This is a genomic window from Actinoplanes sp. KI2, from assembly GCF_025630775.1.
GTDB lineage: Bacteria > Actinomycetota > Actinomycetes > Mycobacteriales > Micromonosporaceae > Actinoplanes.
Window position 1 is genome coordinate 240,906 of the sequence record NZ_JAOSZE010000005.1, and the last position, 25,083, is coordinate 265,988.

At 72.3% G+C, this 25,083-nt stretch carries 16 protein-coding genes and 1 pseudogene; 4 read left to right on the plus strand and 13 right to left on the minus strand.

What is annotated here, in order from left to right:
* Positions 1-5: 5 nt before the first annotated feature.
* Together leuS and ODJ79_RS07550 are read right to left on the minus strand one after the other, a co-directional pair.
* Positions 6-2,804: a leucine--tRNA ligase gene (gene leuS, locus ODJ79_RS07545; RefSeq protein ID WP_263022583.1), complete on the minus strand. Its 2,799-nt coding sequence runs from the start codon at positions 2,802-2,804 to the stop codon at positions 6-8.
* A 182-nt stretch (positions 2,805-2,986) separates the two neighbouring features.
* Positions 2,987-5,833 (minus strand): M36 family metallopeptidase, encoded by a 2,847-nt coding sequence (locus ODJ79_RS07550; RefSeq protein ID WP_263022584.1) that lies wholly within the window; start codon positions 5,831-5,833, stop codon positions 2,987-2,989.
* Between the two features lie 349 nt (positions 5,834-6,182).
* On the opposite strand from ODJ79_RS07550, the gene ODJ79_RS07555 reads away from it, so the two are divergent.
* Genes ODJ79_RS07555 through ODJ79_RS07565 form a run of 3 tightly spaced genes read left to right on the plus strand, consistent with a single transcriptional unit; the run spans position 6,183 to position 10,977 of the window.
* Entirely contained in the window at positions 6,183-7,229 is a 1,047-nt protein-coding gene (locus ODJ79_RS07555) for an AAA family ATPase (protein ID WP_263022585.1), read from the plus strand.
* A gap of 2 nt (positions 7,230-7,231) precedes the next feature.
* The gene (locus ODJ79_RS07560; protein WP_263022586.1) at positions 7,232-8,527 is read left to right on the plus strand and encodes a DUF58 domain-containing protein; all 1,296 of its coding nucleotides are present in this window, start codon (positions 7,232-7,234) and stop codon (positions 8,525-8,527) included.
* Positions 8,524-10,977, plus strand: a complete 2,454-nt coding sequence (locus tag ODJ79_RS07565; RefSeq protein WP_263022587.1) for a DUF3488 and DUF4129 domain-containing transglutaminase family protein — start codon at positions 8,524-8,526, stop codon at positions 10,975-10,977. Before ODJ79_RS07560 ends, ODJ79_RS07565 begins: the two co-directional genes overlap by 4 nt.
* Here ODJ79_RS07565 and ODJ79_RS07570 read toward each other — a convergent pair.
* Together ODJ79_RS07570 and ODJ79_RS07575 are read right to left on the minus strand one after the other, a co-directional pair.
* A complete protein-coding gene (locus ODJ79_RS07570; protein WP_263022588.1) occupies positions 10,940-11,239 on the minus strand; it encodes a hypothetical protein in 300 nt (99 codons plus the stop codon). The two genes, ODJ79_RS07565 and ODJ79_RS07570, sit on opposite strands and share 38 nt — an antisense overlap.
* Before the next feature lie 15 nt (positions 11,240-11,254).
* Positions 11,255-11,761, minus strand: coding sequence for a YgaC family protein (locus tag ODJ79_RS07575; RefSeq protein ID WP_263022615.1), 507 nt, complete (start codon positions 11,759-11,761; stop codon positions 11,255-11,257).
* Positions 11,762-11,806: 45 nt separating this feature from the next.
* On the opposite strand from ODJ79_RS07575, the gene ODJ79_RS07580 reads away from it, so the two are divergent.
* Positions 11,807-12,112, plus strand: coding sequence for a hypothetical protein (locus ODJ79_RS07580; protein WP_263022589.1), 306 nt, complete (start codon positions 11,807-11,809; stop codon positions 12,110-12,112).
* A 659-nt stretch (positions 12,113-12,771) separates the two neighbouring features.
* On the opposite strand, the gene ODJ79_RS07585 is transcribed toward ODJ79_RS07580, so the two are convergent.
* From ODJ79_RS07585 to ODJ79_RS07625, 9 genes and pseudogenes are all read right to left on the minus strand, one after another.
* Positions 12,772-13,158: a DUF3040 domain-containing protein gene (locus tag ODJ79_RS07585; RefSeq protein ID WP_263022590.1), complete on the minus strand. Its 387-nt coding sequence runs from the start codon at positions 13,156-13,158 to the stop codon at positions 12,772-12,774.
* Positions 13,159-13,256: 98 nt separating this feature from the next.
* Positions 13,257-14,552, minus strand: a complete 1,296-nt coding sequence (gene dinB, locus ODJ79_RS07590) for a DNA polymerase IV (RefSeq protein ID WP_263022591.1) — start codon at positions 14,550-14,552, stop codon at positions 13,257-13,259.
* Between the two features lie 37 nt (positions 14,553-14,589).
* Complete coding sequence (locus tag ODJ79_RS07595) at positions 14,590-15,750, minus strand: alkaline phosphatase family protein (protein ID WP_263022616.1); 1,161 nt, start codon at positions 15,748-15,750, stop codon at positions 14,590-14,592.
* Positions 15,750-16,496, minus strand: coding sequence for a methyltransferase domain-containing protein (locus tag ODJ79_RS07600; protein ID WP_263022592.1), 747 nt, complete (start codon positions 16,494-16,496; stop codon positions 15,750-15,752). The genes ODJ79_RS07595 and ODJ79_RS07600 overlap by 1 nt, the downstream gene beginning before the upstream one ends.
* Positions 16,497-16,546: 50 nt before the next feature.
* Positions 16,547-16,954, minus strand: a complete 408-nt coding sequence (locus ODJ79_RS07605) for a subtilase-type protease inhibitor (RefSeq protein ID WP_263022593.1) — start codon at positions 16,952-16,954, stop codon at positions 16,547-16,549.
* 77 nt (positions 16,955-17,031) lie between these two features.
* Entirely contained in the window at positions 17,032-20,469 is a 3,438-nt protein-coding gene (locus ODJ79_RS07610; RefSeq protein ID WP_263022594.1) for an error-prone DNA polymerase, read from the minus strand.
* Between the two features lie 9 nt (positions 20,470-20,478).
* Complete coding sequence (locus ODJ79_RS07615) at positions 20,479-22,383, minus strand: DNA polymerase Y family protein (protein WP_263022595.1); 1,905 nt, start codon at positions 22,381-22,383, stop codon at positions 20,479-20,481.
* A 505-nt stretch (positions 22,384-22,888) separates the two neighbouring features.
* Positions 22,889-23,530: pseudogene (locus tag ODJ79_RS07620) on the minus strand (hypothetical protein); the annotation flags it as partial.
* 628 nt (positions 23,531-24,158) lie between these two features.
* A complete protein-coding gene (locus ODJ79_RS07625; RefSeq protein ID WP_411267278.1) occupies positions 24,159-24,560 on the minus strand; it encodes an SAV_6107 family HEPN domain-containing protein in 402 nt (133 codons plus the stop codon).
* Between the last annotated feature and the right edge of the window lie 523 nt (positions 24,561-25,083).

The following is a 25,083-nucleotide window of genomic DNA, read 5'->3' on the forward strand; positions in this document are numbered from 1 at the left end:
GGAAATCAGACGACGACCGAGACCAGGCGTCCCGGCACCACGATGACCTTCTTCGGGTCACGGCCGGCCAGCGCCTCGGCCACCGCCTCCAGGGCGACGGAGCGCACCTCCGCCTCGTCGGCCTCCGGGGAGACCTCGACGCGGCCCCGCACCTTGCCGTTGACCTGGACCGGATAGGTGACCGACTCGGCCTTCAGCTGGGCCGGGTCGGCGACCGGGAAGTCCGCGTAGGCCAGCGTATCGTCGTGGCCCAGCCTGCGCCACAGCTCCTCGGCCAGGTGCGGGGCGAACGGCGACACCATCAGCACCAGCGGCTCGACCGCCTCGCGCGACACCACCGGCAGCGGGGTCAGCGTGTTGGTCAGCTCGATCAGCTTGGCGATCGCGGTGTTGAAGCGCAGCTCGTCCAGGTCCTCGCGGACACCGGCGATGGTCCGGTGCAGGTGCTTGCGCACCGCCGGCTCCAGCGGCGCGTCGGTGACCCGTACCGCGCCGCTCTCCTCGTCGATCACCAGGCGCCACACCCGCTGCAGGAAGCGCTGCGAGCCGATCACCGCGCGGGTCTCCCACGGGCGCGAGACGTCCAGCGGGCCCATCGCCATCTCGTACACCCGGAACGTGTCGGCGCCGTACTGCTCGCACATCTCGTCGGGGGTGACCACGTTCTTCAGCGACTTGCCCATCTTGCCGTAGCTTCGCGTCACGACCTGGTCGCCGTAGAAGTACTGGTTGTCCCGTTCTTCCACCTCCTCGGCGGGAACGTAGAACCCACGGCTGTCCTGGAACGCGTACGCCTGGATGTAGCCCTGGTTGAACAGCTTGCGGAACGGCTCGAACGACGAGACGTGGCCCAGGTCGTACAGCACCTTGTGCCAGAAGCGGGCGTACAGCAGGTGCAGCACGGCATGCTCGACGCCGCCGACATACAGGTCGACGCCGCCGCAGTCGCCGTCGCGGGCCGGGCCCGTCCAGTACGCCTCGTTGTCCGGGTCGACCAGTGCCTTGTCGTTGTGCGGGTCCAGGTAGCGCAGCTCGTACCAGCAGGAACCGGCCCACTGCGGCATGGTGTTGGTCTCGCGGGTGTACTGCTTCGGGCCGTCCCCCAGGTCCAGCTCGACCTGCACCCAGTCCTTCTTGCGGGACAGCGGCGTCTCCGGCTCGCTGGCCGCGTCGTCCGGGTCGAACGTACGCGGGGAGAAGTCGTCGACCTCCGGCAGCACGACCGGCAGCATCGAGTCGGGCAGGGCCACCGGCAGGCCGGTCTCGTCGTACACGATCGGGAAGGGCTCGCCCCAGTAGCGCTGCCGGCTGAACAGCCAGTCGCGCAGGCGGTAGGTGGTCGCGCCGCGGCCGTGCCCGTGCTGCTCCAGCCACGCGATCATCGCGGCCTTGGCCTCGACGACGCCCTTGCCGTCCAGCCAGTCGCTGTTGATCGCGGGCCCGTCGCCGGTGAAGGCGCCTTCAAAATCGGCAGGCGCTTTCACCGTACGGATGATGGGCAGCTCGAATACCTCGGCGAACTCCCAGTCACGCTCGTCCTGACCGGGCACCGCCATGATCGCGCCGGTCCCGTAGCCGGCCAGCACGTAGTCCGCGATGAAGACCGGGATACGAGTCTGATTTACCGGATTTATCGCGTACGCCCCGGTAAAGACACCCGTCTTCTCCTTGGACTCGGTGCGCTCCTCGTCGGTCTTGGCGGCGGCCGCCTTCTTGTAGGCCGCGATCGCCTTCCCGGGAGTCTCCTCGCCCCCCGTCCATTTCCGGTTCGTCCCGTCCGGCCACTCCGCGGGCGCGATCTTGTTGACCAGCTCGTGCTCGGGCGCCAGCACCATGTAGGTCGCGCCGAACAGGGTGTCGGGACGCGTCGTGAAGACGGTGATGGTGTCGTCGGCCACCGGGAAGTCGACGTGCGCGCCACGCGACCGGCCGATCCAGTTGCGCTGCATCAGCTTGACCGGCTCCGGCCAGTCCAGAGTGTCCAGATCCTCGATCAGGCGGTCGCCGTATGCGGTGATCCGCATCATCCACTGCTTCAGGCTGCGCTGGAAGACCGGGAAGTTGCCGCGCTCGCTGCGCCCCTCGGGGGTGACCTCCTCGTTGGCCAGCACCGTGCCCAGCCCCGGGCACCAGTTGACCGGGGCCTCGCTGATGTACGCCAGCCGGTGGTCGTCGACCAGCTTGCGCCGCTCGACCGCGCTCAGGGAGGCCCACGGTGCCCCCGGGGTCGGCCGGGTGCCGGCCTCGAACTCGGCGATCAGCGCGGCGATCGGGCGGGCCTTGCGGATCTTCTCGTCGTACCAGGAGTTGAAGACCTGCAGGAAGATCCACTGCGTCCACCGGTAGTACTCCGGATCGGTGGTCGCGAAGGTGCGCCGGTCGTCGTACGCCAGGCCCAGCCGCCGCAGCTGACCCCGGTACCGCTCGACGTTCGCCGCCGTGGTGACCGCCGGGTGCGTGCCGGTCTGCACCGCGTACTGCTCCGCGGGCAGGCCGAACGCATCGAAGCCCATCGGGTGCAGCACGTTGAAGCCGGCCATCCGCTTGTACCGGGTGTAACTGTCGGTGCCGATGTAGCCGAGCGGGTGACCCACGTGCAGACCCGCGCCCGACGGGTACGGGAACATGTCCTGCACATGCAGCTTGGGCGCGCCGGCCCGGGGATGCGCCGGATCGGCCAGGTCGCCGGCCGGGTTGGGCGCGTGGAACGTCCCGTGCTCGGCCCACCATGCCTGCCAGCGCGGCTCGATCTCGTTGGCCAGCGCGGCCGTGTAGCGGAACCGCGGGGTCTCTGACTCGCTCATCGTCTCGGCATCTCAATCAGTCTGTGGACACAAAAAAGCCCCTCGCTCAGGAGGGGATCGCCGTGCTGTGTCCGTCTAACGGCGGCGGCAGCACGGCCGGCTAAGAAGCAGGAACGGCCGGGCCATGCGTGCATGATACCGGTCGCCGCGAAGCCGCGGCGACCGGTATCCCGTACCTCAGATCAGGCTGCCGGTCCGTAGACCGAGAGCTCGGTGGAGTCCAGGAACACGCAGCTGGCGTCCGCCGGCGGTTGGCCCGCCGGGCAGAGGCCGGCGTCCTGGCCCTGGGTGGTCAGCATCGTGTACCGGATGTACCCGACGCCGGTGCCGGTGCCGGCGGCCAGCGCGACCGTGGTCGCGGTGACCGTCCCCGAGGGGAAGGTGCCGGCCGCGGCCTGGGTCCAGGTCGTGCCGTCGGGCGAGGTCTCCACCCGGTAGCCGCCGGTCGAGACGGTCGCCGGGTCACCGCAGGTGGCCGACGGGTTGATCACCAGCTGGCTGATGTTCACCCGCCCGGACAGCTTCAGCACGACCGTCTGGCCGGTCGCGGACACGTCCGAGCCCCAGCCGGAGCTCTGCGACTGGTCGATCAGGAACGCCGGCCCGCACTGCGGCGAGTAGTCCGGACCGGTGAAGCTGACCACCGAGCCGCCGCCGCTGGAGGCCGCCCAGTCCTTGCGGACCGACCAGTTCTGCACGACGGTGTGCGACGGGATGGACAGCGTGGTGACCTGCTGGTCGTATCCGGCGCCACGGGCGAAGACCTTGGCGTACGTGCCCGGCAGGATGCCCGAGATCGTGTAGCTGCCGTCGGCGGCCGTGGTGGCCTGCAGGTCGCCGGCGAAGCCGGAGGCGTGCCCGCCGAAGCCGACCGTGAGACCGGCGACCGGCGTACCCGAGTCCGAGTCGGTGACCTTGCCGGTCAGCGCGCCCCGCGGGGTGTTCGCGGCCGGCGGCATCGAGAAGTCCTCGACCGGCTGCTTGTCGTCGCCGTCCACGGCGGCCGCGAAGTAGCCCATGCCGCGGTTGGCGAACACCTTCCAGATGGTCTTCTGCAGCTTGCCGCCGTTGACCACCAGGTCGGCCGCCAGGATCGAGTTGCGCTCGTCCAGGTAGGACGGGTTCGCCGGGGACAGCTCCATGGCCCGGGTGATCAGCGACTCGGCCTTCTTGCTGCCGATCGCCCGCCGCAGGTCCCACAGGGTCTGACCCCAGATCTCGCCGTCCGCGTGCACCTCGGTGCCGCGGGCGGAGATCCGGCCGAAGTCGCCGTACGTGTAGCCGCCGGAGCCGGCCGCCGCGGTGCCCGGGCAGGTGGTGGCCGGGGCGCCGACGGTGCAGTCGAGCGGCTCGGTGCGGATCGTGCCGCCGCCGTCGACGTACTTGCCGACCATCACGTCGCCGACCGTCGCGGTGTCCTTCTCCAGACCGGTGCCGACCAGGTAGTCCAGGGCGTACCAGTCGCTCCAGGCCTCGCCCATCGAGCCGGCCTGGACGTCACCGAGCGTCGAGTTGCCGTTGGCGTCGACGACCAGGCGGTTGGACAGGCCGTGGGTGTACTCGTGGTACACCACGCTCGAGTCGTCACCGGAGTTGCCGGCCAGGAACCGGGCGCTCGGCAGGAAAAGGTACATCTGCATCCGCGGCGAGATGCCGTCCGGCGGGGTGTTCATGTTGGCGTTGTTGTCGTGGTTGGCGTCGGGCAGGCCGTTCGCGGTGTTCGCGCCGTCGTCCGACTGGCCCTGCACGGCGTCCCCGTCGACCGCCTCGAAGTTGCCGGCGGTCCGGGTGAAGCCGATCGGCTTGGCCAGCAGGTGGTCGTGCCAGGTGCCCAGGAAGTAGTACATCTGGACCGCGTTCTGCGCCCGGTTGGTCTCCCACGAGTACGCCGTCTTCGGGTCCCAGGAGCATTTGAACGCCGCCGAGCACTTCCCGCCGACGGTGCTGCTGAAGTCCACGAACGGGAACTGGAAGCTGCGCTTGCCGGACGGCGCGATCTCCTCGGTCGGGTTCGCGACGTTGTCGTCGTTGATGTCCGAGTAGACGTGGGCGATGTTGCCGGCCAGCCGCGGCGAGTCGTTCGGCAGCCACTTGCTCAGGCTGATCGTCTTCTGCGTGCCGCCCTGGGTAGCGCCCGGGTAGTTGTAGAAGACGTCGCCGGCGTCGGCCTCGACGGTGCTCTGCCGGTAGAGGATCTGGCCGTCGGCCGCGTCGACCACGTGCACGTAGCCCTCGTCGACCGAGATCGTCTGCCAGGCCAGGCGGGGTCCGCCGGCGGCCTGGAAGTAGACCAGCTTGGCGTTGCCGCCGTCACTGAACGTGGTCTTGCGGGTGGCGCCGGCGTCAACCTTGGTCGCCTTGGCGGTGGAGGCGCCGAAGACGTCCTTGACCGCGGCGTCGCGTGCGCCGGCGGCGGACAGCCGGGGTGCGGCGGCGGTGGCCGGGAGTGCCTTGAGGGGCGAGCCGTCGATCTGGATGAGCCGTCCGTTCTTGGCGACATGCGCCTTCAGCCCGTTGCCGAAGACCGGCACGCCGCCGACCGACTGGACGAAGCTGAGGTGGTGCGTGCCCTCGACGTCGACGTAGTCCTGGCGCAGGGTGAGATTCGCGACAGACGCCGCGTTCAGGCCGAAGACATCCTGGTGAGCGGCCAGGTAGTCGAGCGCGATCGTGCTGGGCTTTTGCGTGCTGGGCCCGGTCAGGAAGCCGTCGAGCCGGGCGACCCGGCGCGGCGTCCCGGTCGAGCGGTCGACGTCGACGATTCCCTGTACGCCGAGCGAGTCGCGCAGCTTGTTGACGGCCGACGGCGACGCGGACGGCACGACCGCGGCGCGCAGGGCGGCGGTCGGCTGCGCGGAGGCCGCGGCGCCCACGCTCTCCCGGCTGTCGTAGTCGGCAAGACGCTGCTGCTGGGTCTTACCCGGAACCTGCTTCTGATCTTTCGCGGCCTGTGCGGCAGCCGGTAACAACCCCGCCAGCAACACCACGCCGGCGGCCGCCGCCCCCATCCGCCGGGTCACGGTCGGCACGGATAACGGTCTCAAAATTCTGCCCCTCTCGACCGGGCTCGGTGCAGCCCAGCCAGGAGCGGATGCCCTCGCCGGCCGCACCCCACTTGTGTGGCCCGTCGATGGCTGACTCTCTCCGAGAATTGATAAATCCAACTAGAGCGATGTCCGATTCTTTACCCATCCGATACCTGCGTCCGGTTGACGCTTGTCGAAATGCGGCGGCGGCTGGGGTCGGCGGTTTGGTGTGATCGGGCTAACCTGTGGGGACGGGCGGCGTGCCTGCAGGCCCGCGTACCTTTCGCTGCCCATTTCGCGGCATGAGAGCGACCTGGTTCGCGGCGTGAGAACGACTCTGGGAGGAAGCCTCGTGACAACCCCGACCTGGGACGAGCCCGGTGGGCCGATGACGGGCGAGGAGTTCCGCTCCGCGACGACCGCCATCATGGCGAACATCGAGCAGGTCATCGAGGGCAAGGCGGCCACGGTCCGCCTCGCGCTGGCCGTGCTGCTCGCCGAGGGCCATCTGCTGATCGAGGACGTTCCCGGCGTCGGCAAGACCAAGCTGGCGAAGGCGCTGGCCCGGTCGATCGACTGCTCGGTCCGGCGCATCCAGTTCACGCCCGACCTGCTGCCCAGCGACGTGACCGGGGTCAGCGTCTACAACCAGGAGACCCGGGACTTCGAGTTCAAGCCGGGCGCGGTCTTCGCCAACCTGGTCGTCGGCGACGAGATCAACCGCGCCTCGCCGAAGACGCAGTCGGCCCTCCTCGAGTGCATGGAGGAGCGGCAGGTCACGGTCGACGGCACCACCTACGAGCTGCAGTCGCCGTTCATGGTCATCGCGACCCAGAACCCGATCGAGATGGAGGGCACCTACCCGCTGCCCGAGGCGCAGCGCGACCGGTTCACCGCCCGCATCGCGATGGGCTACCCCGACCCCCGGGCCGAGCTCGCCATGCTCAGCGGCCACGGCGCCCACGACCCGCTGAACGACCTGCGCCCGGTGGCCGACGCCGCGCTGGTCCGCCGGCTGATCGCCACGGCCCGCGACGTACACGCCGCCGACGCCGTCCAGCAGTACGCGATCGCCCTGGTCACCGCCACCCGCGAGGCCCCGGAGATCCGGTTGGGCGCCTCCCCGCGGTCCACCCTCCAGCTGGTGCGCACGGCCAAGGCGGTCGCCGCGCTCGAGGGCCGCGACTACGTGCTCCCCGACGACCTGCAGGCGCTGGCCGTGCCGGTCCTCGCGCACCGCATCATCCCGACCGCGGACGCCCAGCTCAACCGCCGCACCACCGACGCGATCGTGGCCGAGATCGTGCACCGGCTGCCGCTGCCGCACGAGCGCAACCGCTCGCCCTACGACACCCGGCCCGGCACCGGCGGCGCCCAGTACGAGTCGCGGGGGCGCTGATCATGCGGGAGGCCTTGCGGGGGCTCACCACGCGCGGCCGATCGTTCCTGGCCGCGGCGGCCGCGGCCGGCATCTCGGCCCTCGTCCTCGGCGAGCGCGACCTGCTGCGGGTGGCGGTGCTGCTCGCGGCCCTGCCGCTGCTGGCCGCCGCGTACGTGGGCCGCAGCCGCTACAAGCTGGCCTGCACCCGGTCCCTGGAGCCCGGCCGGGCCCCGGTCGGCTCCAGCGCGCGGGTCATCCTGCGCCTGCAAAACATGTCCCGGCTGCCCACCGGCACCCTGCTGCTGGAAGACAAGCTGCCGTACGCGCTGGGCAGCCGCCCCCGGGTCGTGCTGGAACGCCTCGGCGCGCACCAGGCCAGCTCGGTCGCCTACACGGTCCGCGCCGACGTGCGCGGCCGCTACCCGATCGGCCCGCTGGTGATCCGGCTGACCGACCCGTTCGGCCTGTGCGAGCTGACCCGCTCGTTCCCGAGCATCGACCGACTGACCGTCATCCCGCAGGTGTTCCCGCTGCCCACGGTCCGTCTGGGCGGCGAGTACGCGGGCACCGGCGACAGCCGCGCCCGGTCGGTGGCCGTGCACGGCGAGGACGACGCCGCCACCCGCGAGTACCGCCGCGGCGACGACCTGCGCCGGGTGCACTGGCGCTCGACGGCGCGCACCGGCGAGCTGATGGTGCGCCGCGAGGAGCAGCCCTGGGAGAGCCGGGCAACCGTGGTGCTCGACACCCGGGTCTACGCGCACCGCGGCGAGGGCCCGACGGCCAGCTTCGAGTGGGCCGTCTCGGCCACCGCGAGCATCGCCATGCACCTGCGGCAGGCCGGCTACAAGCTGCGCCTCGTCACCGGCTCGGGCATCGACATCGACGCGTACGACGGTGGCGAGAGCCTGATCCTGGACACCCTCGCCGACGTGAAGCTGGCCCAGAACGGCGACATCGCCCTGCTGGTCGAGCAGGTCCGGCGGCGCTCGGACGGCGGTCTGGTGGTGGGCCTCTTCGGCTCGCTCACCGTGGCCGAGGCCGAGCTGCTGACCGGCCTGCGCAGCAACGGCGCCACCTGCATCGGCTTCGCCATCGACAGCTCCACCTGGATGCCGATGACCCCCGGCGAGCGGCAGGAGGCCGACCGCGAGCACGCCGCCGCGGCGCTCGCCCTGGTGCATGCCGGCTGGCGGTCGGTGCCGGTCACGCACGGCGCCACGCTGCCCAACCTGTGGCCGGCCGCCGCCCGGGGCTCGAGCGGCTTCGCCTGGCGGGCCGCGATGGCCGAGACCGTCGGCGGGGTGATCCGATGACCGGCCGCCGTCGTCTCGGAATGGTCGCGGCCTGCGCCACGCTGCTCGCGGCCGCCCCGATCTCGTCGATCTTCGAGTCGTGGGACTGGCTGGTCCGGTGCATCCTGGCGGTCGGGCTGATCGCCGGGGCGGCGCTGCTGGCCCGCACCATGCGCTTCCCGGTCTGGGCACAGGCGCTCAGCATGGTCGTGGTGCTGCTGCTGACCCTGACCTGGATGTTCCCCAGCGGGCACGAGATCCTCATCCCGCAGCCGGCCACCTTCGGCCACTTCGCCGACCTGTTCACCCAGGCCGGGCAGGACACGAGATCGTACGGCGTGCCCGTACCCGACCGGGACGGCCTGCTGTTCATCACGGTCCTCGGCATCGGCTCGGTGGCGATCGCGGTCGACCTGCTCGCCGTCGTCGCGCGCCGCCCGGCACTGGCCGGCCTGCCGATGCTGGCGATCTACTCGGTGCCGGTCGCGATCTACGTGGACGATGTCCCGGTCCTGCCGTTCATCATCGGCTCGTTCGGTTTCCTCTGGCTCCTGGTCTCCGACAACATCGATCGGGTACGCCGTTTCGGTCGCCGCTTCACCGGTGACGGCCGCGACGTCGACGTCTGGGAGCCCTCTCCGCTGGCCGCCGCGGGCCGGCGTCTCGGCGTGGTCGGCGTGGCCGCGGCCGTGCTGCTGCCGCTGATCATGCCGAGCATCACCGGCGGACTGCTCTCGCAGATCACCCAGTCCGGCAGCGGGATCGGCGACGGCACCGGCGGCGCCGGCAACGGCGGCCGGATCAGCCTGTTCGCGAAGCTCAACGGCCGCCTGACGCAGGGCGACACGGTCCAGGTGATCAAACTGACCACCGACGAGCGGTACCCGTTCTACCTGCGGTTCGGCGTCGCCGACCAGCTGACCAAGGAGGGCTTCGGCAACCGCAACCCGACCGGCAACTCGCTCAAGAGCGGGCTGCCCGACCCGCGCAACGGCGCCGTGGGCGGCGACTTCCAGCAGTACCACGCCCAGGTCGAGATCAGCGGCAGCTTCGACCAGACGCTGCTGCCGATCTACGCGAACACGGTGCGGACCGGGGACCTCGGCGACGGCTGGTCGTTCGACCCCAACGAGCAGGTCATCTTCTCGAGCCGGAAGTCCACCAAGGGGAAGAAGTACAGCTTCGACTACGTACGGGCGACGTACTCCGAGGTGGAGCTGCGGACCGCGGAGCCGCTGAGCCGCGACAACGGGCTGCGCGCGCAGTACACGAACACGCCGCCGGACCCGTACGTCGACACCCTGGTAGCCGGCCTGATCAAGGGCAAGACCACCGAGTACGACAAGATCCGCGCGCTGTACAACTACTTCTCCAAGGAGAACCACTTCAGCTACAGCCTGTCGACCGGCCCGGCCGGCTCGAGCTCGGACATCGCGGCGTTCCTGAAGAACAAGGTCGGCTACTGCCAGCAGTACGCGGCGGCGCTGGCCTGGATGGCGCGGGTGGCCGGGATCCCGGCGCGGGTCGCGTTCGGCTTCACCAAGGGCGTCCAGCAGGGCGACTCGTGGATCATCACGAACCGCAACGCGCACGCCTGGACCGAGGTCTACCTGCAGGGCTTCGGCTGGATCCCGTTCGATGCCACGCCGGCGTCGAGCGTGGCGGGCTCGACGCGTACGGACTGGGCACCCAACGTCGACGACAGCACCGCCCCGGTCACGTCGTCCGCGGGCACCGCGGCGCCCGGGACGAACCCGTCGGCCGCGGCCGGCAACCCGGGCAAACTGGACCGCGGCCCCGACGGCCCCGGCCCGTCCGGCACGGTGACAGCCGGGCCGGCGACCCTGTCGTACACGACGCTGTGGATCGCCGCGGGGGTGGCTCTGCTGATCGCGCTGCTGCTGGTCCCGGCCGTCCGCCGGGTGCTGGTCCGCCGCCGCCGGCACGCCGCGACGGTGCCCAAGGCGCCGAGGGTGCTGGCGGCATCGGGCACCGGTCCACCGGGCGAGCACGGCATCGTGGTCACCGCCGAGGCGGTCCAGGCCCGCGCGGACGCCCACGCGGCCTGGGACGAGCTCCTCGACACGATGATCGACTACCGCGTCCCGGTCGACCCGACCGAGACGCCGCGGGTCACCGCCCAGCGCCTGGTGAACGACGCGGTCCTGCTCGAGGAGCCGGCCACCGCGGCCAAGCTGCTGGGCACGGCCGAGGAGCGGGCGCGCTACGCCCGCAAGCCGTTGCAGGGCGCCGAGCTGAACGTCGCCCTCCATCGGGTACGCAAGGGCCTGGCCCGCTCCGCCAACCGCCGCACCCGGATCGTGGCGACGCTGTTGCCGCCGTCGGTGCTGCTGCGCTGGCGCCTGGCGATCGCCGAGGCGTCCACCCGGGCGGCCGCCGCCTCGAGCCGCCTGCGCGACTCACTGGCCCGCTTCAGCCCTCGCCGCCTGCTGACCAGCCGAAGCCGCTGACCCACCCGCGGACGCCGCCCTGCGGCGTCCGCGGGCCCAGCCGGTGTTTGCGGCCCAGCCGGTGTTTGCGGCCCAGCCGGTGTTTGCGGCCCAGCCGGTGTTTGCGGCCCAGCCGGTGTTTGCGGCCCAGCCGGTGTTTGCGGCCCAGCCGGTGTTTGCGGCCCAGCCGGTATTTGCGGCCCAGCCGGTATTTGCGGCCCAGCCGGTATTTGCGGCCCAGCCGGTGTTTGCGGCACGCAGGCGTCGGCCGGTCCGACCGCAAAGCGGCGCGCGGCAGTCATCGGGCGGCGGAGTATGCCGCCAGCCACGCCTCACCCACCTCGCCGAACGGCTCCCGGCGGGCGGTGACCATCGCGAGCAGCTCATCGGCCGTCGCACGGGCCTGGGCGATCTCCTCGGCCGGGTAGCCGTAGAGCACCTGATGCTCCTCGAACTCGTCCTCGTCGAGCAGGCGCACCGTGCCGTCCCGCAGCCGGATCACGTCCAGATCGAGATCGACCGCCTCGACCCGGTCGCGGTGCCGCACCGGCTTGTCGGTCACGTCGATGTAGAGCGCGGTCTGCGTCTCCTCCGGCCCGTTCCAGGCGGCGATCCACCGCCCTTCGTCCGGCACCAGGACGACGAAGTCATGCCGCACGATCACCGGCTCCTCGAACCCGCGGCGCAGCGCCGTCCCCGCCCGGCTGCCGAACCACCAGCCGAACCGGTCGCTCCCCAACTCCTCGGCGGACCACCACCAGTGTCGCTTGCCGCCCCACTTCGTATATCGCATGTGGACCGCCATGCTCACCCCCGAAAACTGTCGTACGCCGCCTCTAGTGTCTACCGCGTGACGATGGTTATGGAGTTCGCCCGTTTCACGATCCACGAGGGCGCCGAGGCCCAGATGATCGCCGATCGGCCGGCGATGCTGGCCGCGCTGCGGGCCCGTTTCCCCGCCTGCCTGGCGGCCTATCTGACGCGAGAGGAGGATGGCACCTGGCTCGACGTCCTGCTGTGGCGCAGCCACACCGAGGCCGAGGAGTCGGCCCGCCTGATCGCCACGATCCCCGAGTGCGCCGCCTGGCTGGCACACATCGCCGAGTCCGGCGGCCTGCGCCACGCCGAGGTCCTGGACGCCTGCCCAGCCCCATAGACCACACCACAGCCAGACAGTCGGCGGCACGGCCCAGATCCTCGCGGACTCAGACCCGCCGGTCGGCCGGCGGGTCCACGTCAGGCAAGGGGCAGGTCACGCCGGCGCACGCCACCTCGGAGCGCAGGGCAGGCGAGGATCGGACGGGCTCGGCGCAGTGGATTTCGTCTTGGCAAGCAGCGCGGGGCCGGCACGGTGCGCTGAGCGGGACGTCGGTGCGCAGAGCGGGGCGTGCGCAGGCCAGGGCGGGCGGGCGCGGGCGAGGGCGGGCGCGGGCGAGGGCGGGCGAGGGCGGGCGCGGGCCAGGGCGGGCGCGGGCGGGCGCGGGCCAGGGCGTGCGCGGACCGGGCGTGTGCAGGGCATCGGTGTGAAGCGGGGCGTGCGCAGGCCAGGGCGGGCGCGGGCCAAGGCATGCACGGGCCAGACGTCGGTGCGCGGAGCGGGGCGTGCGCTGAGCAGGGCGTCGGTGCGCGGAGCGGGGCGTGCGCTGAGCAGGGCGTCGGTGCGCAGAGCAGGGCATGCGCGGAGCGGGCGCGTTAGGGGGCCAAGCATCGATAAACGGCGATGGCGGCCGTGGGCCGCCATCTGCCGGTCGCTCGGCGCGGTGGGCGCCGGCGGTGTTCAGGATGTGCGTGCGCTCGTTGCCGGGCGCGCGAGGGTCAGCGGTGTCCTTCCGGGCGCTGACGCCACCGGTCCTCGAGCCGGTCGATGAATCCTGCCTTGCGCGTCTGCCGGGTGCGGCGAGTCGCGGTGCCGCCGACGGCGTGGAGGTCGGGGGCGTTGCTCTTGCGACGGGACTGCATCGCGAAGGCGGCCGAGCCGAGCATCACCACGAAACCGGCCACGCCCAGGGGCGTGTTGCCGATGACGGTTCCGAGGACTACCAGGCCAAGACCAATGATGATCACGAACGCAGCGACCAGAATCCGACGACGTGCGTGGAAACGCGGGTCGCTGGCCCGCACAGCCGAGGCAAATTTGGGGTCCTCGGCAAGCGACCGCTCGATCTGATCGAACAGCCGCTGCTCGTGCTCCGAGAGCGGCACGGCATTCCTCCCCGGGCGCATATCCCAATCCCGAAGCGGGATCGGGGTGAAACAGGTAGGTGGCGCGGGACAGCCGTCGGCTGCCTTACCGAGCAAGTCTACGAGGGGGTGGGCGGCTCGGAAAGCGGGACGACCGTCCGCTGGGGGTGATTTTCGGTGCGCCGAAGATCGGTTCGTCCCAAAAGACTGGCTGGACCGACGCTTGCCCGCCCGAACCGGGCCGCGATCGCGTCGGTCGCGGCCTCCGCCTCGCGCCAGCCACGCTCCGGTTCGCCCAGACTGAGCTGACGCGACGTGGTGGCCGCGGCGGTCAGCCCCTCGACGCGGACGCCGACGAGCCGGATGTGATCGGTCGCGCCGAGCGCCTCGAACAGCGCCCAGGACGTCTCGAAGATCTCACGGGCCACATCCGTGCTGGTCGGCATCGTGCGTGACCGGTTGACGGTGCGGAAGTCGGCGAGCCGCACCTTGATCGCCACGGTGCGCCCGACCTGGCCGCTGCCCCGCAGCCGCGCGCCCACCTTTTCCGAGAGCGCGAGCAGGCTGCGCCGCAGCAACACCCGGTCGGCCACGTCGGTGTCGAAGGTCATCTCGGCGCCGATCGACTTGTCGACCTGCTCGGGGGTGACCCGGCGCGGGTCGCGGCCCCAGGACAGCTCGTGCAGGTGCGACGCCGCGGCCTCGCCGAGCGCGCCCCGCAGCATGCCGATCGGCGCCCGGGCCAGCTCGCCGACGGTGGTCAGACCGAGCCGGCGCAGCGTCTCGGCGGCCCGCTCGCCGACGCCCCACAGCGACTCGACCGGCAGCGGGTGCAGGAAGTCGAGCACCAGCGCGCCGGGCACGACGACCATGCCGTTGGGTTTGGCGCGGGTCGAGCCGAGCTTGGCCACGAACTTCGTCGGCGCGACCCCGACCGAGCAGGTCAGCTCCTGCTCGGCGAACATCCGCTCGCGGATCCGGGCGGCGATCTCGGCGGGGCGGCCGAGCAGCCGCTGGGCGCCGGCGACGTCGAGGAAGGCCTCGTCGGAGGAGAGCGGCTCGACCAGGGGAGTCACGTCCCGGAAGATGCTCATGACCGCCTCCGACGCGGCCGCGATCGACGGCCCGTCGACCGGCAGGAAGATCGCCTGCGGGCAGAGCGCCCGCGCCCGCGCCGTCGGCATGGCGCTGCGCACCCCGAACCGGCGCGCCTCATAGCTGGCCGAGCTCACCACCCCACGCGGCCCGATGCCACCCACCACGACCGGTTTGCCGCGCAGCTCGGGCCGGGATCGGATCGCCACCGAGGCGAAGAACGCATCCATGTCGACGTGCAGGATCGTGCAGCCGGTGTCATCCGCCTCCGGCCCGAATCGCGGGTCACGACCCCGCGGCACCACCTGACTACGTCCCACGTCAGGGACCCTAGTCCGACCCCCTGACAAAAGCGGGTCAGCGGGAGATCAGCAGCGGGACCATCATCTCGGCCGCGGTCACCGAGCCGTGGTAGGCGATCAGTTTGCCGACCGTGGGTGGCTCCCACCCCGTGGCCAGCGCGACCACCCGCTCCAGGCAGATCACCACGACCTCGCCGATCCGGTCGGCGTGCTCGGGCGCCACCTCGCCGAACAGCCCGCGCCCGATCGCCTCCTCCCGGGCCAGCACCCAGGCCGACGACCCGAAGACTCCCTGCCAGGCGGCGATCACGTCAGCCCGCGCGCCGGGGGCGGTATAGAGGTATCGCACCCGCGGCTCCCCCGCCACCCCGACGATTCCAGCGGATAAATCGGAATTGTCCGCGAGGTCGTACCGGCCCGGCGCCGGTACGTTCAACTGCCCATGGTCGGCGATCACGAGCAACGCCGACCGGGCCGGCAGCCCGTGCAGGAGACGATCAAGCAGCGCATCCACGTCCGCCGCCGCCGAACGCCAGCGCGGCGAGTCCACCCCGTCCGCGTGGCCGTAGTGATCGAGGTCGGGGTGGTAGCCGTACACGATCCCCGGCCCCGCCCCCAGCGCCGCCAGCATTCCCGCCGCCAGCGATGCCGGGTCGGCGGCCCCGACGTATTCCGCACCCCGGGTGGCCGAGACGCTGAGCCCGCTCCCCGCGTACTCCGGCTTGTTGACCACCGTCACCGCCAGCCCCGCCGCCGCGGCCAGCTCGAACCGCGTCGCCACCGGCTGCCATGCCCGCGGGTCCGGGTCGTCCGTCCAGCGGATGTGGTTGAGCACCCGCCCGTCCGGCCGCCGCGTCGTGAACCCCAGCACCCCGTGCGCGCCGGGCACCGCACCCGTACCCACCGTCACCAGGCTCACCGGCGTCGTGGACGGAAAACCCGCGGTCAGGCTGCGGCTCCCGGCCGCGAGATCTTTCAAGATCGGCGCGTACGCCGAGGCCACCGGCACCTGGTACGCGCCGAGGCCGTCGACGAGCAGCACCGCCACCCGGTCGACCCCGTCCAGCGGACCGGCCAGCCCGAGCACGTCGACCGCCCCGGGCACGCCGAGCACCGCACACACGCTCGGCAGCAGGTCCGCGAGGCTGCCGCTGCCGTACTCCGGCAGGACCGGCGTCAGCGCGTCGGCCGGCAGATGGTCGGCCGGTACCTCGATCACGGGCGGCGGGCGAAAAGGTGGAGTTGCGAGGCGATGTCCCGGAACGGGGGCCGGGCGGACAGGGCCAATTCGAGTTCGAGCATCGCCTGCGGGTCCTCCTCGACGACGGCCGCCGGCAGGAGGTCGGCCAGGACGCGTACGCCATGGGTCTCCTCCACCTCGAGACCCGCCGAGCGCAACAGGTCCGCCGCGCTCTCCGCGTCGTAGCGACGGCGCAGCGTGTCGCGCGCCCCCGCGCGCCCGTCCGGGTCGGTGACCAGCGCGGACGCCGACCGCAGGTGCCCGTTGATCGCCCGGCCGAGGATGGCCGCGGCCCGGCTGGCCACCAGCACGCTGACCGCGCCGCCGGGACGCAGCGCCGCGGCGACCGCCGCCACCACGTCGGCCGGCTGGTCGACCACCTCGAGCATCGCGTGGCAGAGGATCAGGTCGACGGTCGCCGGCTCGACCAGCCCGGCCAGCGCGTCCCCGTCGCCCTGCACCGCGCGCACCCGCTCGGCCACGCCCGCGTCGGCGGCCCGCCGGGTGAGCGCCGCGAGCGCATCGGGGCTGGCGTCGACGACGGTGACCCGGTGGCCCGACTGCGCGAGCGGCACCGCGAACCCGCCGGTCCCCCCGCCGACGTCGACCACGGTGAGTTCGCGTCCGGCGTGCCGGTCCAGCTCCCGGCGCAGCACCGCCCAGACGGCGGCGGTACGAGCGCTGACGAGCGGCCGGGCAGTTCGCGTCGTTCCGGTTTCCACACGGGCAGCGTAACGGCCCGCCGCCCGCCCGCTGAAAACCGCCGCCGGGGTCAGAAGTCGAAGAGCACCCCGAGCGCGCGATGCATCTCGCAGCTGTTCCCGTATTCGTGCTGCCAGGCCACGGCGGTCCCGAGCCAATGGCCGGAGATCTGGGCGGTCACGGGCAGATAAATCATCATGCACATGCTGTGCCGGGGCTTGATCCGGTCCGGGTTGCCGCCGGCCGCGGCCAGTTCCGCGCAGGCCTGGGCCGGTTGGGGATGACCGCCGCCGGGCGGGTAGCAGTCGAGCTTGACCGCGGTCGCGAAGCCGGCGTTCGCCATGTAGGTCAGCGTGAGATCGGCTCGCGGGCCCTGGCCACCACCGGCATGACCGGGCTCGGGCGGGGTGGCGACCGCCGGGCTCGCGGTGAGCAGGACGGCCGCCGCCGCAAGACCGATCATCGTCGTACGAATCATCGTGCATCTCCGATTTTTCCGGCAAATACGGCAATAGGCAGAATACCGCCGGTCACCGGAACTCGCGGGAAGCAGCGTCACCGGAAGTCGCGGGACGCCGGCGTCACCGGCGGGGTGGTCGCCTCGATCCGATCGGCGACCAGGTTGAGCACGCCCTCGGACTTCTCCAGCCGGCCCCGCACGATCAGCGCCGGGCTGGTCTTCGCCACCCGGCGGTACCGCTGCCACAGGCCGGGCGAGCAGGTCACGTTCAGCATCCCGGTCTCGTCCTCGAGGTTCACGAAGGTCACCCCGCCCGCGGTGGCCGGCCGCTGCCGATGGGTGACGATCCCGCCGACCCGGATCCGGGTGCCGGTCGGCACCCCGCCCAGCTGGGAGATCCGCACCGCGCCCACCCGATCCAGCTCCGCCCGGATGAACTGCGCCGGGTGCGCATCCGGGGACAGCCCGGTCGCCCACACGTCGGCCACCAGCCGGTCCACCTCGCTCATCCCGGGCAGCATCGGCGCGGCCGCCCCGGACACCGTGCCCGGCAGCTTGTCCGGCTTGTCCTGGGCGGCCGCGCCGGCCGCCCAGAGCGCCTCCCGGCGCGACAGGCCGAACCCCGCGAAGGCGTCGGCCGTGGCGAGAGCCTCCAGGTGAGCGGCGGTGCAGCCGGTACGACGGGCGAGGTCGGTCATGCTGCGGTACGGGCCGTGGGCGCGCCGCTCCTGCTCGATCGACTCGGCCAGCTCGTCCCCCACCGTACGGACGCTGGAAAGCCCTTGGCGGACGGCCGGGCCGTTCAGTCCCCAAGCGTGCGGAGGCTCCCCTGTCCGACCGCCCCGCCACCGCCCTTGACCGGACTGAAGGCCATCCTTCTCGCTCTTGTGCCGGGTCTCCGGCGTGGTCTCCAGCGTCGCCTTGGCGTCGCTGACGTTGATGTCCGGCCGGCGCACCTCCACACCGTGCCGGCGCGCGTCGTCCACCAGCGACTGCGGCGAGTAGAAGCCCATCGGCTGCGCGTTCAGCAGCGCCGCGCAGAACGCGGCCGGGTGGTAACGCTTGAGCCAGGCGCTGACGTAGACCAGGTACGCGAAGCTGATCGCGTGGCTCTCCGGGAAGCCGTAGTTCGCGAACGCGCACAGCTTCACGTAGAGGTCGTCGGCCAGTTCCCCGGTGATCCCGTTCGCCGCCATGCCCTGGTAGAGGCGCTCGCGCATCTCCTCCATCTTCTTCACCGAGCGCTTCGAGCCCATCGCCCGGCGCAGCTTGTCCGCCTCGAGCGGGCTGAACCCGGCCGAGTCCATCGCCAGCTGCATCAGCTGCTCCTGGAAGAGCGGCACGCCCAGCGTCTTCTCCAGCGCCCGGGTCATCGTGGGATGCGGCATCTCCCACTTCTCGACGCCGTTCTTGCGCCGGATGTACGGGTGCACCGAGCCGCCCTGGATCGGGCCCGGCCGGATCAGCGCCACCTCGACCACCAGGTCGTAGAACTCCCGCGGCTTGAGCCGGGGCAGGGTGGCCATCTGCGCCCGGCTCTCCACCTGGAACACCCCGACCGAGTCGGCCCGGCACAGCATCTCGTACACCTCGGGGTCGGACGGCCGGATGTCGCCGAAGTCGAGCTTGTCGTCGATCATGTCGAACGCGTAGTGCAACGCGGACAGCATGCCGAGGCCGAGCAGGTCGAACTTGACCAGGTTGATCGCGGCGCAGTCGTCCTTGTCCCACTGCAGGACGGTGCGGCCGGGCATCCGGCCCCACTCGACCGGGCACACCTCGCTGACCGGGCGGTCGCAGATCACCATGCCGCCGGAGTGGATCCCGAGGTGGCGGGGAAAGGTCTGCAACTCATTGGCGTACGCGACGACCTGCTCCGGAATGTCGTCGATGTCCACGGTGGCCACGTCGCCCCAGCGGTCGATCTGCTTGCTCCACGCATCCTGCTGCCCGGGCGAGAAACCAAAAGCCTTGGCGATATCGCGTACGGCGGAGCGGGGCCGGTAGGAGATGACGTTGGCGACCTGCGCGGTGTGCCGGCGACCGTGTTTCTCGTAGACGTGCTGGATGACCTCCTCGCGGCGGTCCGACTCGATGTCCACGTCGATGTCCGGCGGCCCGTCCCGCTCCGGCGCCAGGAACCGCTCGAAGACCAGGTCGTACTCGAAGGCGTCCACATTGGTGATGCCGAGCGCGTAGCAGACCACCGAGTTCGCCGCCGAGCCCCGCCCCTGGCAGTAGATGTCGTTGTCCTTGCAGAACTTGACGATGTCGTAGACGACCAGGAAGTAGCCGGGGAAGTCCAGCTCCTCGATCATCGCGAGCTCGTAGGCGATCTTCTTGTAGACCTCGGGCACCTCCTCGGGCAGGCCGTACCGGGCCCGGGCACCGCGCATGGTCAGCTCGCGCAGCCAGCCCATCTCGGTGTACCCCGCCTCGGGGATCGGGAACGCGGGCAGTTGCGGCGCGACCAGCTGCAGGTCGAAGGCGAGCGCGGCGCCCAGCTCGGCGGCGAGCTCGACCGCGCCCGGGTAGGCGCCGAACCGGCGGGCCATCTCGGCGCCGCTGCGCAGGTGGGCGGTGCCGGCCGCGGGCAGCCAGCCGTCGATCTCGTCGAGGCTGCGCCGGGCGCGAACCGCGGCGACCGCGGTGGCCAGCCGGCGCCGGGCCGGGGTCGCGTAGTGCACGTTGTTGGTGGCGACTTTTTTGAGGTGGCGCCGGTGGGCCAGCTCGTACAGCACGTCGTTGCGGTCGCCGTCGTAGGGATCGCCGTGATCGGTCAACTCGACCACGACGTTCTCGGCTCCGAAGTTTTGGCTGAGCCGGTCCAGCTCCCGGGCAGCCGCCTCGATGCCGCCGGTGGCGAGCGCGTGCGGTACCAGGCCCTTGCGGCAGCCGGTCAGCACCATGACGTGGTCCTTCAGGCGCTCGGCGATCCTTTCGGTCCCGCCGTAGTCGGGCTTGCCCTTCTCCCCGCCGGTCAGCTGCCCCTCGCCGATCAGGCTGCCCAGCGCGGCGTAGCCGGCCGCGTCCTTGGCCAGCACCAGCAGGTGTCGCCCCTCCGGGTCGGGCTCGCCGTTCTGCGGTTTGGACAGCCCCAGGGACAGCTCGGCCCCGAAGATCGTGGGAAGCTCCAGGTCGCGGGCCGCCTCGGAGAACCGCACCACGCCGTAGAAGCCGTCGTGATCGGTGACGGCCAGCCCGGTCAGGCCGAGCCGGGCCGCCTCCTCGGCCAGTTCTTCCGGGTGGCTGGCGCCGTCGAGGAAGCTGAAGTTGGTGTGACAGTGCAGCTCCGCGTACGGGACGGTCTGCTCTTTCTTGATGATGGGCGGCGCCTGGTAGGGCTGACGCTTCCGGCTCCAGACCGGCGAATCGCCACCGTCCGCGTCGATCGCGAGCGGGTCCACCGCGTACGGCTTGGCAGCCTGCTGCCCGATCTGCCGGATGCCGTCCCCGGTGGGCGGCTCGACCCGGCGCCCGGTCAGCTCGGCCTCCAGCTCCTTCCACGACTTCTTCGGGTTGTGAAAGCTCACCCGTGCTCCTCAGTCATAGATGGCCTCCACCGCCCAGTGGCCGCTCTCCAGGGACAGCAGCAGCGCACGGCCGTCCTCGAGCTGCACCTGGAAACGCGCCCGCCGCCGGCCCTCGCCGACCGCCCACCAGCGCTCGTCGATCGGCCAGGGACCGGCCCAGCCGCTGATCGGGATCGGCCGGCCGCGCTCGACGATCAGGGCGGCGGGGTCGCCGGTCAGTTCCAGGCGGGCGCTGACGCCGACCGGGGTGCCGGCATCGTCGAGGACCACCGCAGGCGGAGGTTGCGGCGGAACGACCGCGGGCGCCGGCTTGGGGATCCGCCCCGGCCAGGGCGGCAACGCGGCCGGCGGGCTGGACGACCGACGGCCTTTGCGCCGCACGGCCGGCACCGCCACGACCGTGAGGCCCGCCATCGGCCCGCCCGCACCCGCCTGCCCGCCCGCGCCTGCGCCCGCCTGCCCGCCCGCACCCGCCTGCCCGCCCGCACCCGCCTGCCCGCCCGCGCCCGCCGGGCTGCCGTCGTGTTGAGCGGCTCGGGCTGCTCGGCGGGACGCCAGGTGGATCACTCCGTCGGCCTCCGAGCTCGCGCCCGGATTTATCTCCATATCGGAGAACAAATCGAGGTCGGGCGAGCCGGAGCGGGCCAGGATCGGGGTGGTGGTGACGTCCGGGATGGGCTCGGCGTGCGGGGCGGCCGGGCGGGTCGGTTCCCGTTCGTCGCCCCACGGGACGAAACGCACCTGGTCGTCGGCCGAGCGCCCGCCGCCCAGCACCGGCGTGACCAGCGCCTCCGGCCCGAGCAGGCCCTGCACCCGGCTGAACGCCCGGTGCGCCCGATCCCGGTCGGCCCCCGCGTCGCCCCAGAGCCCCGGCTGGAGTCCCAGGTGGACGATCACCCCGTCCGGCACCAGCCGCAGCCGCACCAGCCCCGCGGTGGGCCGCGCGGGCGCCCCGCGGCGGGCCCCGGTGAGCCAGCCGTCCAGCTGCCAGCGCACCCGCTCGGCGATCGCCGCCGAGGTCAGCGTGCCGTCGTGCCGCCACACCCGGTGCAGTTCCTGGCCGTCGGCGGTGACCGCCTCGATCCCGAGCCGGGTGCAGGCGAGCCCGTGCGCCGCGAGCCGCTCGTGCAGGCGCTCCGCCAGCACCTTCCCGGCGAACGCGGCCACATCCACCCGCTCCAGCGGCTCGTCGTAGGTGTCGGCGACGTCCAGATCGGGCGGCGGCCGTCGAACCGCGAGCGGTCGATGGTCCTGCCCCGAGGCGAGCCGATGCGCGAGCGCCCCGTCGAACCCGAACCGGCTCAGCACATCCCCCGCCGGCAGCCGCGCGAAGTCCCCGAGCGTCTTGATCCCCAGCCGCTTGAGCAGGTCGACCAGTTCGGGCCGCTCCAACGCGGCGATCGGCATCCCGGCCAGAAACGCCGCCGTCTGCCCGGGAGCCACGACCCGCCCGTCCCGCGCGGCCAGTCCCGCCGCGAACACCCCGTCCGCAATACCCACCTGGCTCTCCACCGCGCAGGCCTCGGCGATCTGCTCGACGATCCGCTCGGCCGCGGCCTCCTCCCCGCCGAAATACCGGGCCGGCCCACGAGCCGCGAGCGCACAACTCCCCGGCCGAATCACCTCCACGCCGACCGCGACCTCTTCCACCGCGGCCACCACCGGCTCGAAGGCCCGGGCATCCCGCCCGGGATCGTGCTCCACCACCACCAGCTGCGGACACCGGCTCTGCGCCTCCCGGCGCCGCAACCCATGCCGCACCCCCTCCAGCCGAGCCGTCTCCGAGCACGCCACCACCCGGTTCTCCTTGAGCACGACAACCGCCCCCGACCCGTCCACCCCGTCGACGATCTCGGACGCCACCACCGCCCAGTCCGGACACCACACGAGCAGAGTCCGCCCCTCCCCGCCCACGTCACACCACCGCCAGGCGTTCCCGAGGCACCGGCCCGGAAGCCGACCAGATGGTGGCCGGGCGAGACGCCGCCTCGGCGACCCGGCGGGTCCCCGGGGCACCCGACACCGCAGCGGCGACCAGACGGTTTCCCGCGACGGCTGGGGCACCCGACGCCGCAGCGGCTGGGGCACCCGACGCCACGACGGCTGAGGCACCCGACGCCACGACGGCTGAGGCACCCGCCGCCGCAGCGGCTGAGGCACCCGACGCCGCGTCGGCGGCCAGGCGAGACGCCGTGACGGCAAGCGATCGGGCCGCCGCTCCACTGCCCGGGCGGCCTTTCCGCTTCGCACGGGTCGGTGGGGCCGGAAGCGGACGAATGGCGATGGATGCCGTGGTGGCCGTTGCCGCTGGGGGCTGTTGCGGTGCCGGGGCCGGTTCGGGGGTGGTCGGGAGGTCTGCGGCGGGACGGTTGTCCGAAGTGGTAGGTGTGGGTGGGAGCGTGAACGGGCGGACGGTGACGCCCGGCAGCCACATCGTGGCCTCCCGCGGGCGGGCCGCCGCGCCGCGGCCGCGGGCCAGGACGGTCACCTCGCGCCGGCGCAGCCGTCCCCGGCCGGGGCCGAGTCCCTCCCAGCGGCCCTCGGTGACCTGCAGGGTCACGTCGGCGCCGTCCCACGGGCCGAACGGCATCAGCACGCAACCCCGCTGCCGGGCCCGCGCCACCAGGCGGCTCGCGATCGACGGGGACACCCCGCCGGGCACGGCCACGACCACCACGTCGACGCCGTCGATCAGGGCGGCCACCACGGTCGGCCACTCGGGGCCGGGGTTGGGCACGAGCGCAAGCCGATCGAGGGCGATGCCACTCTCGGCCGCGGCGATGGCGCCCAGCGCGGGCACGCCGACCACCGCACACCAGGATCCGGTACGCGAAGCCTCGGACAGCAGCGCCAGCAGCAGCGAAGTCCCGCCACCGACCGGCTGCGAACGCCCGGTGGCGACCGAGACGGTGCTGCCCCGGCGCAACCCGCGCCCCGGCAGCAGCCCGCTCAGCTCGGGCGCCACCGGCAGCACCCGATGTACGCCCGGCTCCGCCGTCTCACCCGCCGCCCGAACCAGCTCGGCAAGGGCGGCCGCACCGTTGATCATGCGTCCCGCCATCGTTGCCCCGCTCCGTGTTGCCGTGTTCCAGTGTTCCCGCCGGCCCGCCCGGCTCCCGGGACGAACCGCGCGATCACCCGCCCTTCATCCCGAGCAGGCACCGCCAATACATGCATCGCCCACACCGGACGAACCACGCCCCGCCAAAGCCGGCCCAACCCAAGGTGAGCTGTCGCGCTCTTTGGGCCGGCGAAGCGGCAGCGACCACGTGACCAGCAGCCCAGACACAAGCCGGCCCACGCAACGCCGGCAAGCGCCCCGGCAGCCCACGACACCAGCCGACATAGCCGGCAGCCCGCGCGAAGCCGATCGCGTGACCATGGCCGGAGTGGCCTGGCCCGGACCCGGGTGGCCGGACCCGGGTGGCCGGGACCGGTGGCCGGGACCGGTGGCCGGGCCGGGACCGGTGGCCGGGCCGGGACCGGTGGCCGGGCCGGGACCGGTGGCCGGGCCGGGACCGGTGGCCGGGCCGGGACCGGTGGTCGAGGCCAGGTCGCCGGACCGGGTGGCCGAGGCCGGGTGGCCGACCCCGGAGCCGGGCGGCCGGCTCCGGGGTCGAGGCCAGGTAGCCGAGCCGAGGCCGGGCGGCCGGGCCGGGTGGCGAGCCGGCGTGCCTAGGCGCGCCTGGTCAGGCGGCCAAGGGCGGCTGGTAGGCCAGGCCCAGGGACGACTCGACCACGGTCACGAACTGCTCTGCTGCCCTCAGGAGGTCGTCGGCCTCCCGGGGACTCACCACGCGCGGGATGCCGGCCTCGGCCGCGGCTCGTTTGGCGGCGCCCAGGGCGAAGTAGCTGGCCCAGTCGGCGAACTCGGGGGCCACCAGCACCAGCAGCGACCAGACGCTCGTCATCCGGCTGCGGCGGGTGGGTGCGGCGGGGCGGGCGCGCGCGGCCAGCACGGCCGCGGCGGCGCGCAGGGCGGCCAGGTGCGCGGCCGCGTAGCGGAGGCCGTCGGGGCGGGTCAGCGCCGCCTCGGCGAGGCCCTGCCGGGCGATGGCCAGCAGTTGGGCAGGAGTGCGGTGCGGCAGCATGTGCGCCGGGACCGTGGGCGCCTCCGCCTGGACGGCCGCGGTCGGCGCATGTGCCAGGCCGGGGGTCCGTATGAGGGCCGGCGCCGTGGTGCTCGCCATAGGTCGTGTCTCCTCGCGTGTGTCGCATCCGACGTGCCGTGCGAAACCGATCGCGGTATCGATCCGAGCTGGGCGAACCGAGCTGGGCCGAACCGATCGCTGTCGAACCGATCGCTGCGGAGGAAGACGCAGCGCCCGTGTGGGCGAGCCGGCCGGGCGTGAAGCTTCCCCACACCACACCCGGCCGGACCTTGCCGGCGGGTCCGTCGCCCACCACCCGGGGGTCGGGGGGTGGCGGGCGACGGTCCTGCCTTGTCTGAGGGCGCCGGGCCCGCGAATGCCCGGAACCTCTCGTGCAGCACTTCGCGGGTGCCACACCCGGGAGCAAAGCCGCGAAACTCGCTCCCGGCGTCATCCCGGACGCCGGAGCCTCGGAGGAAGGCTTCGAACATCCGTTCTAACTATCGAAGAGACTAGCACGCCT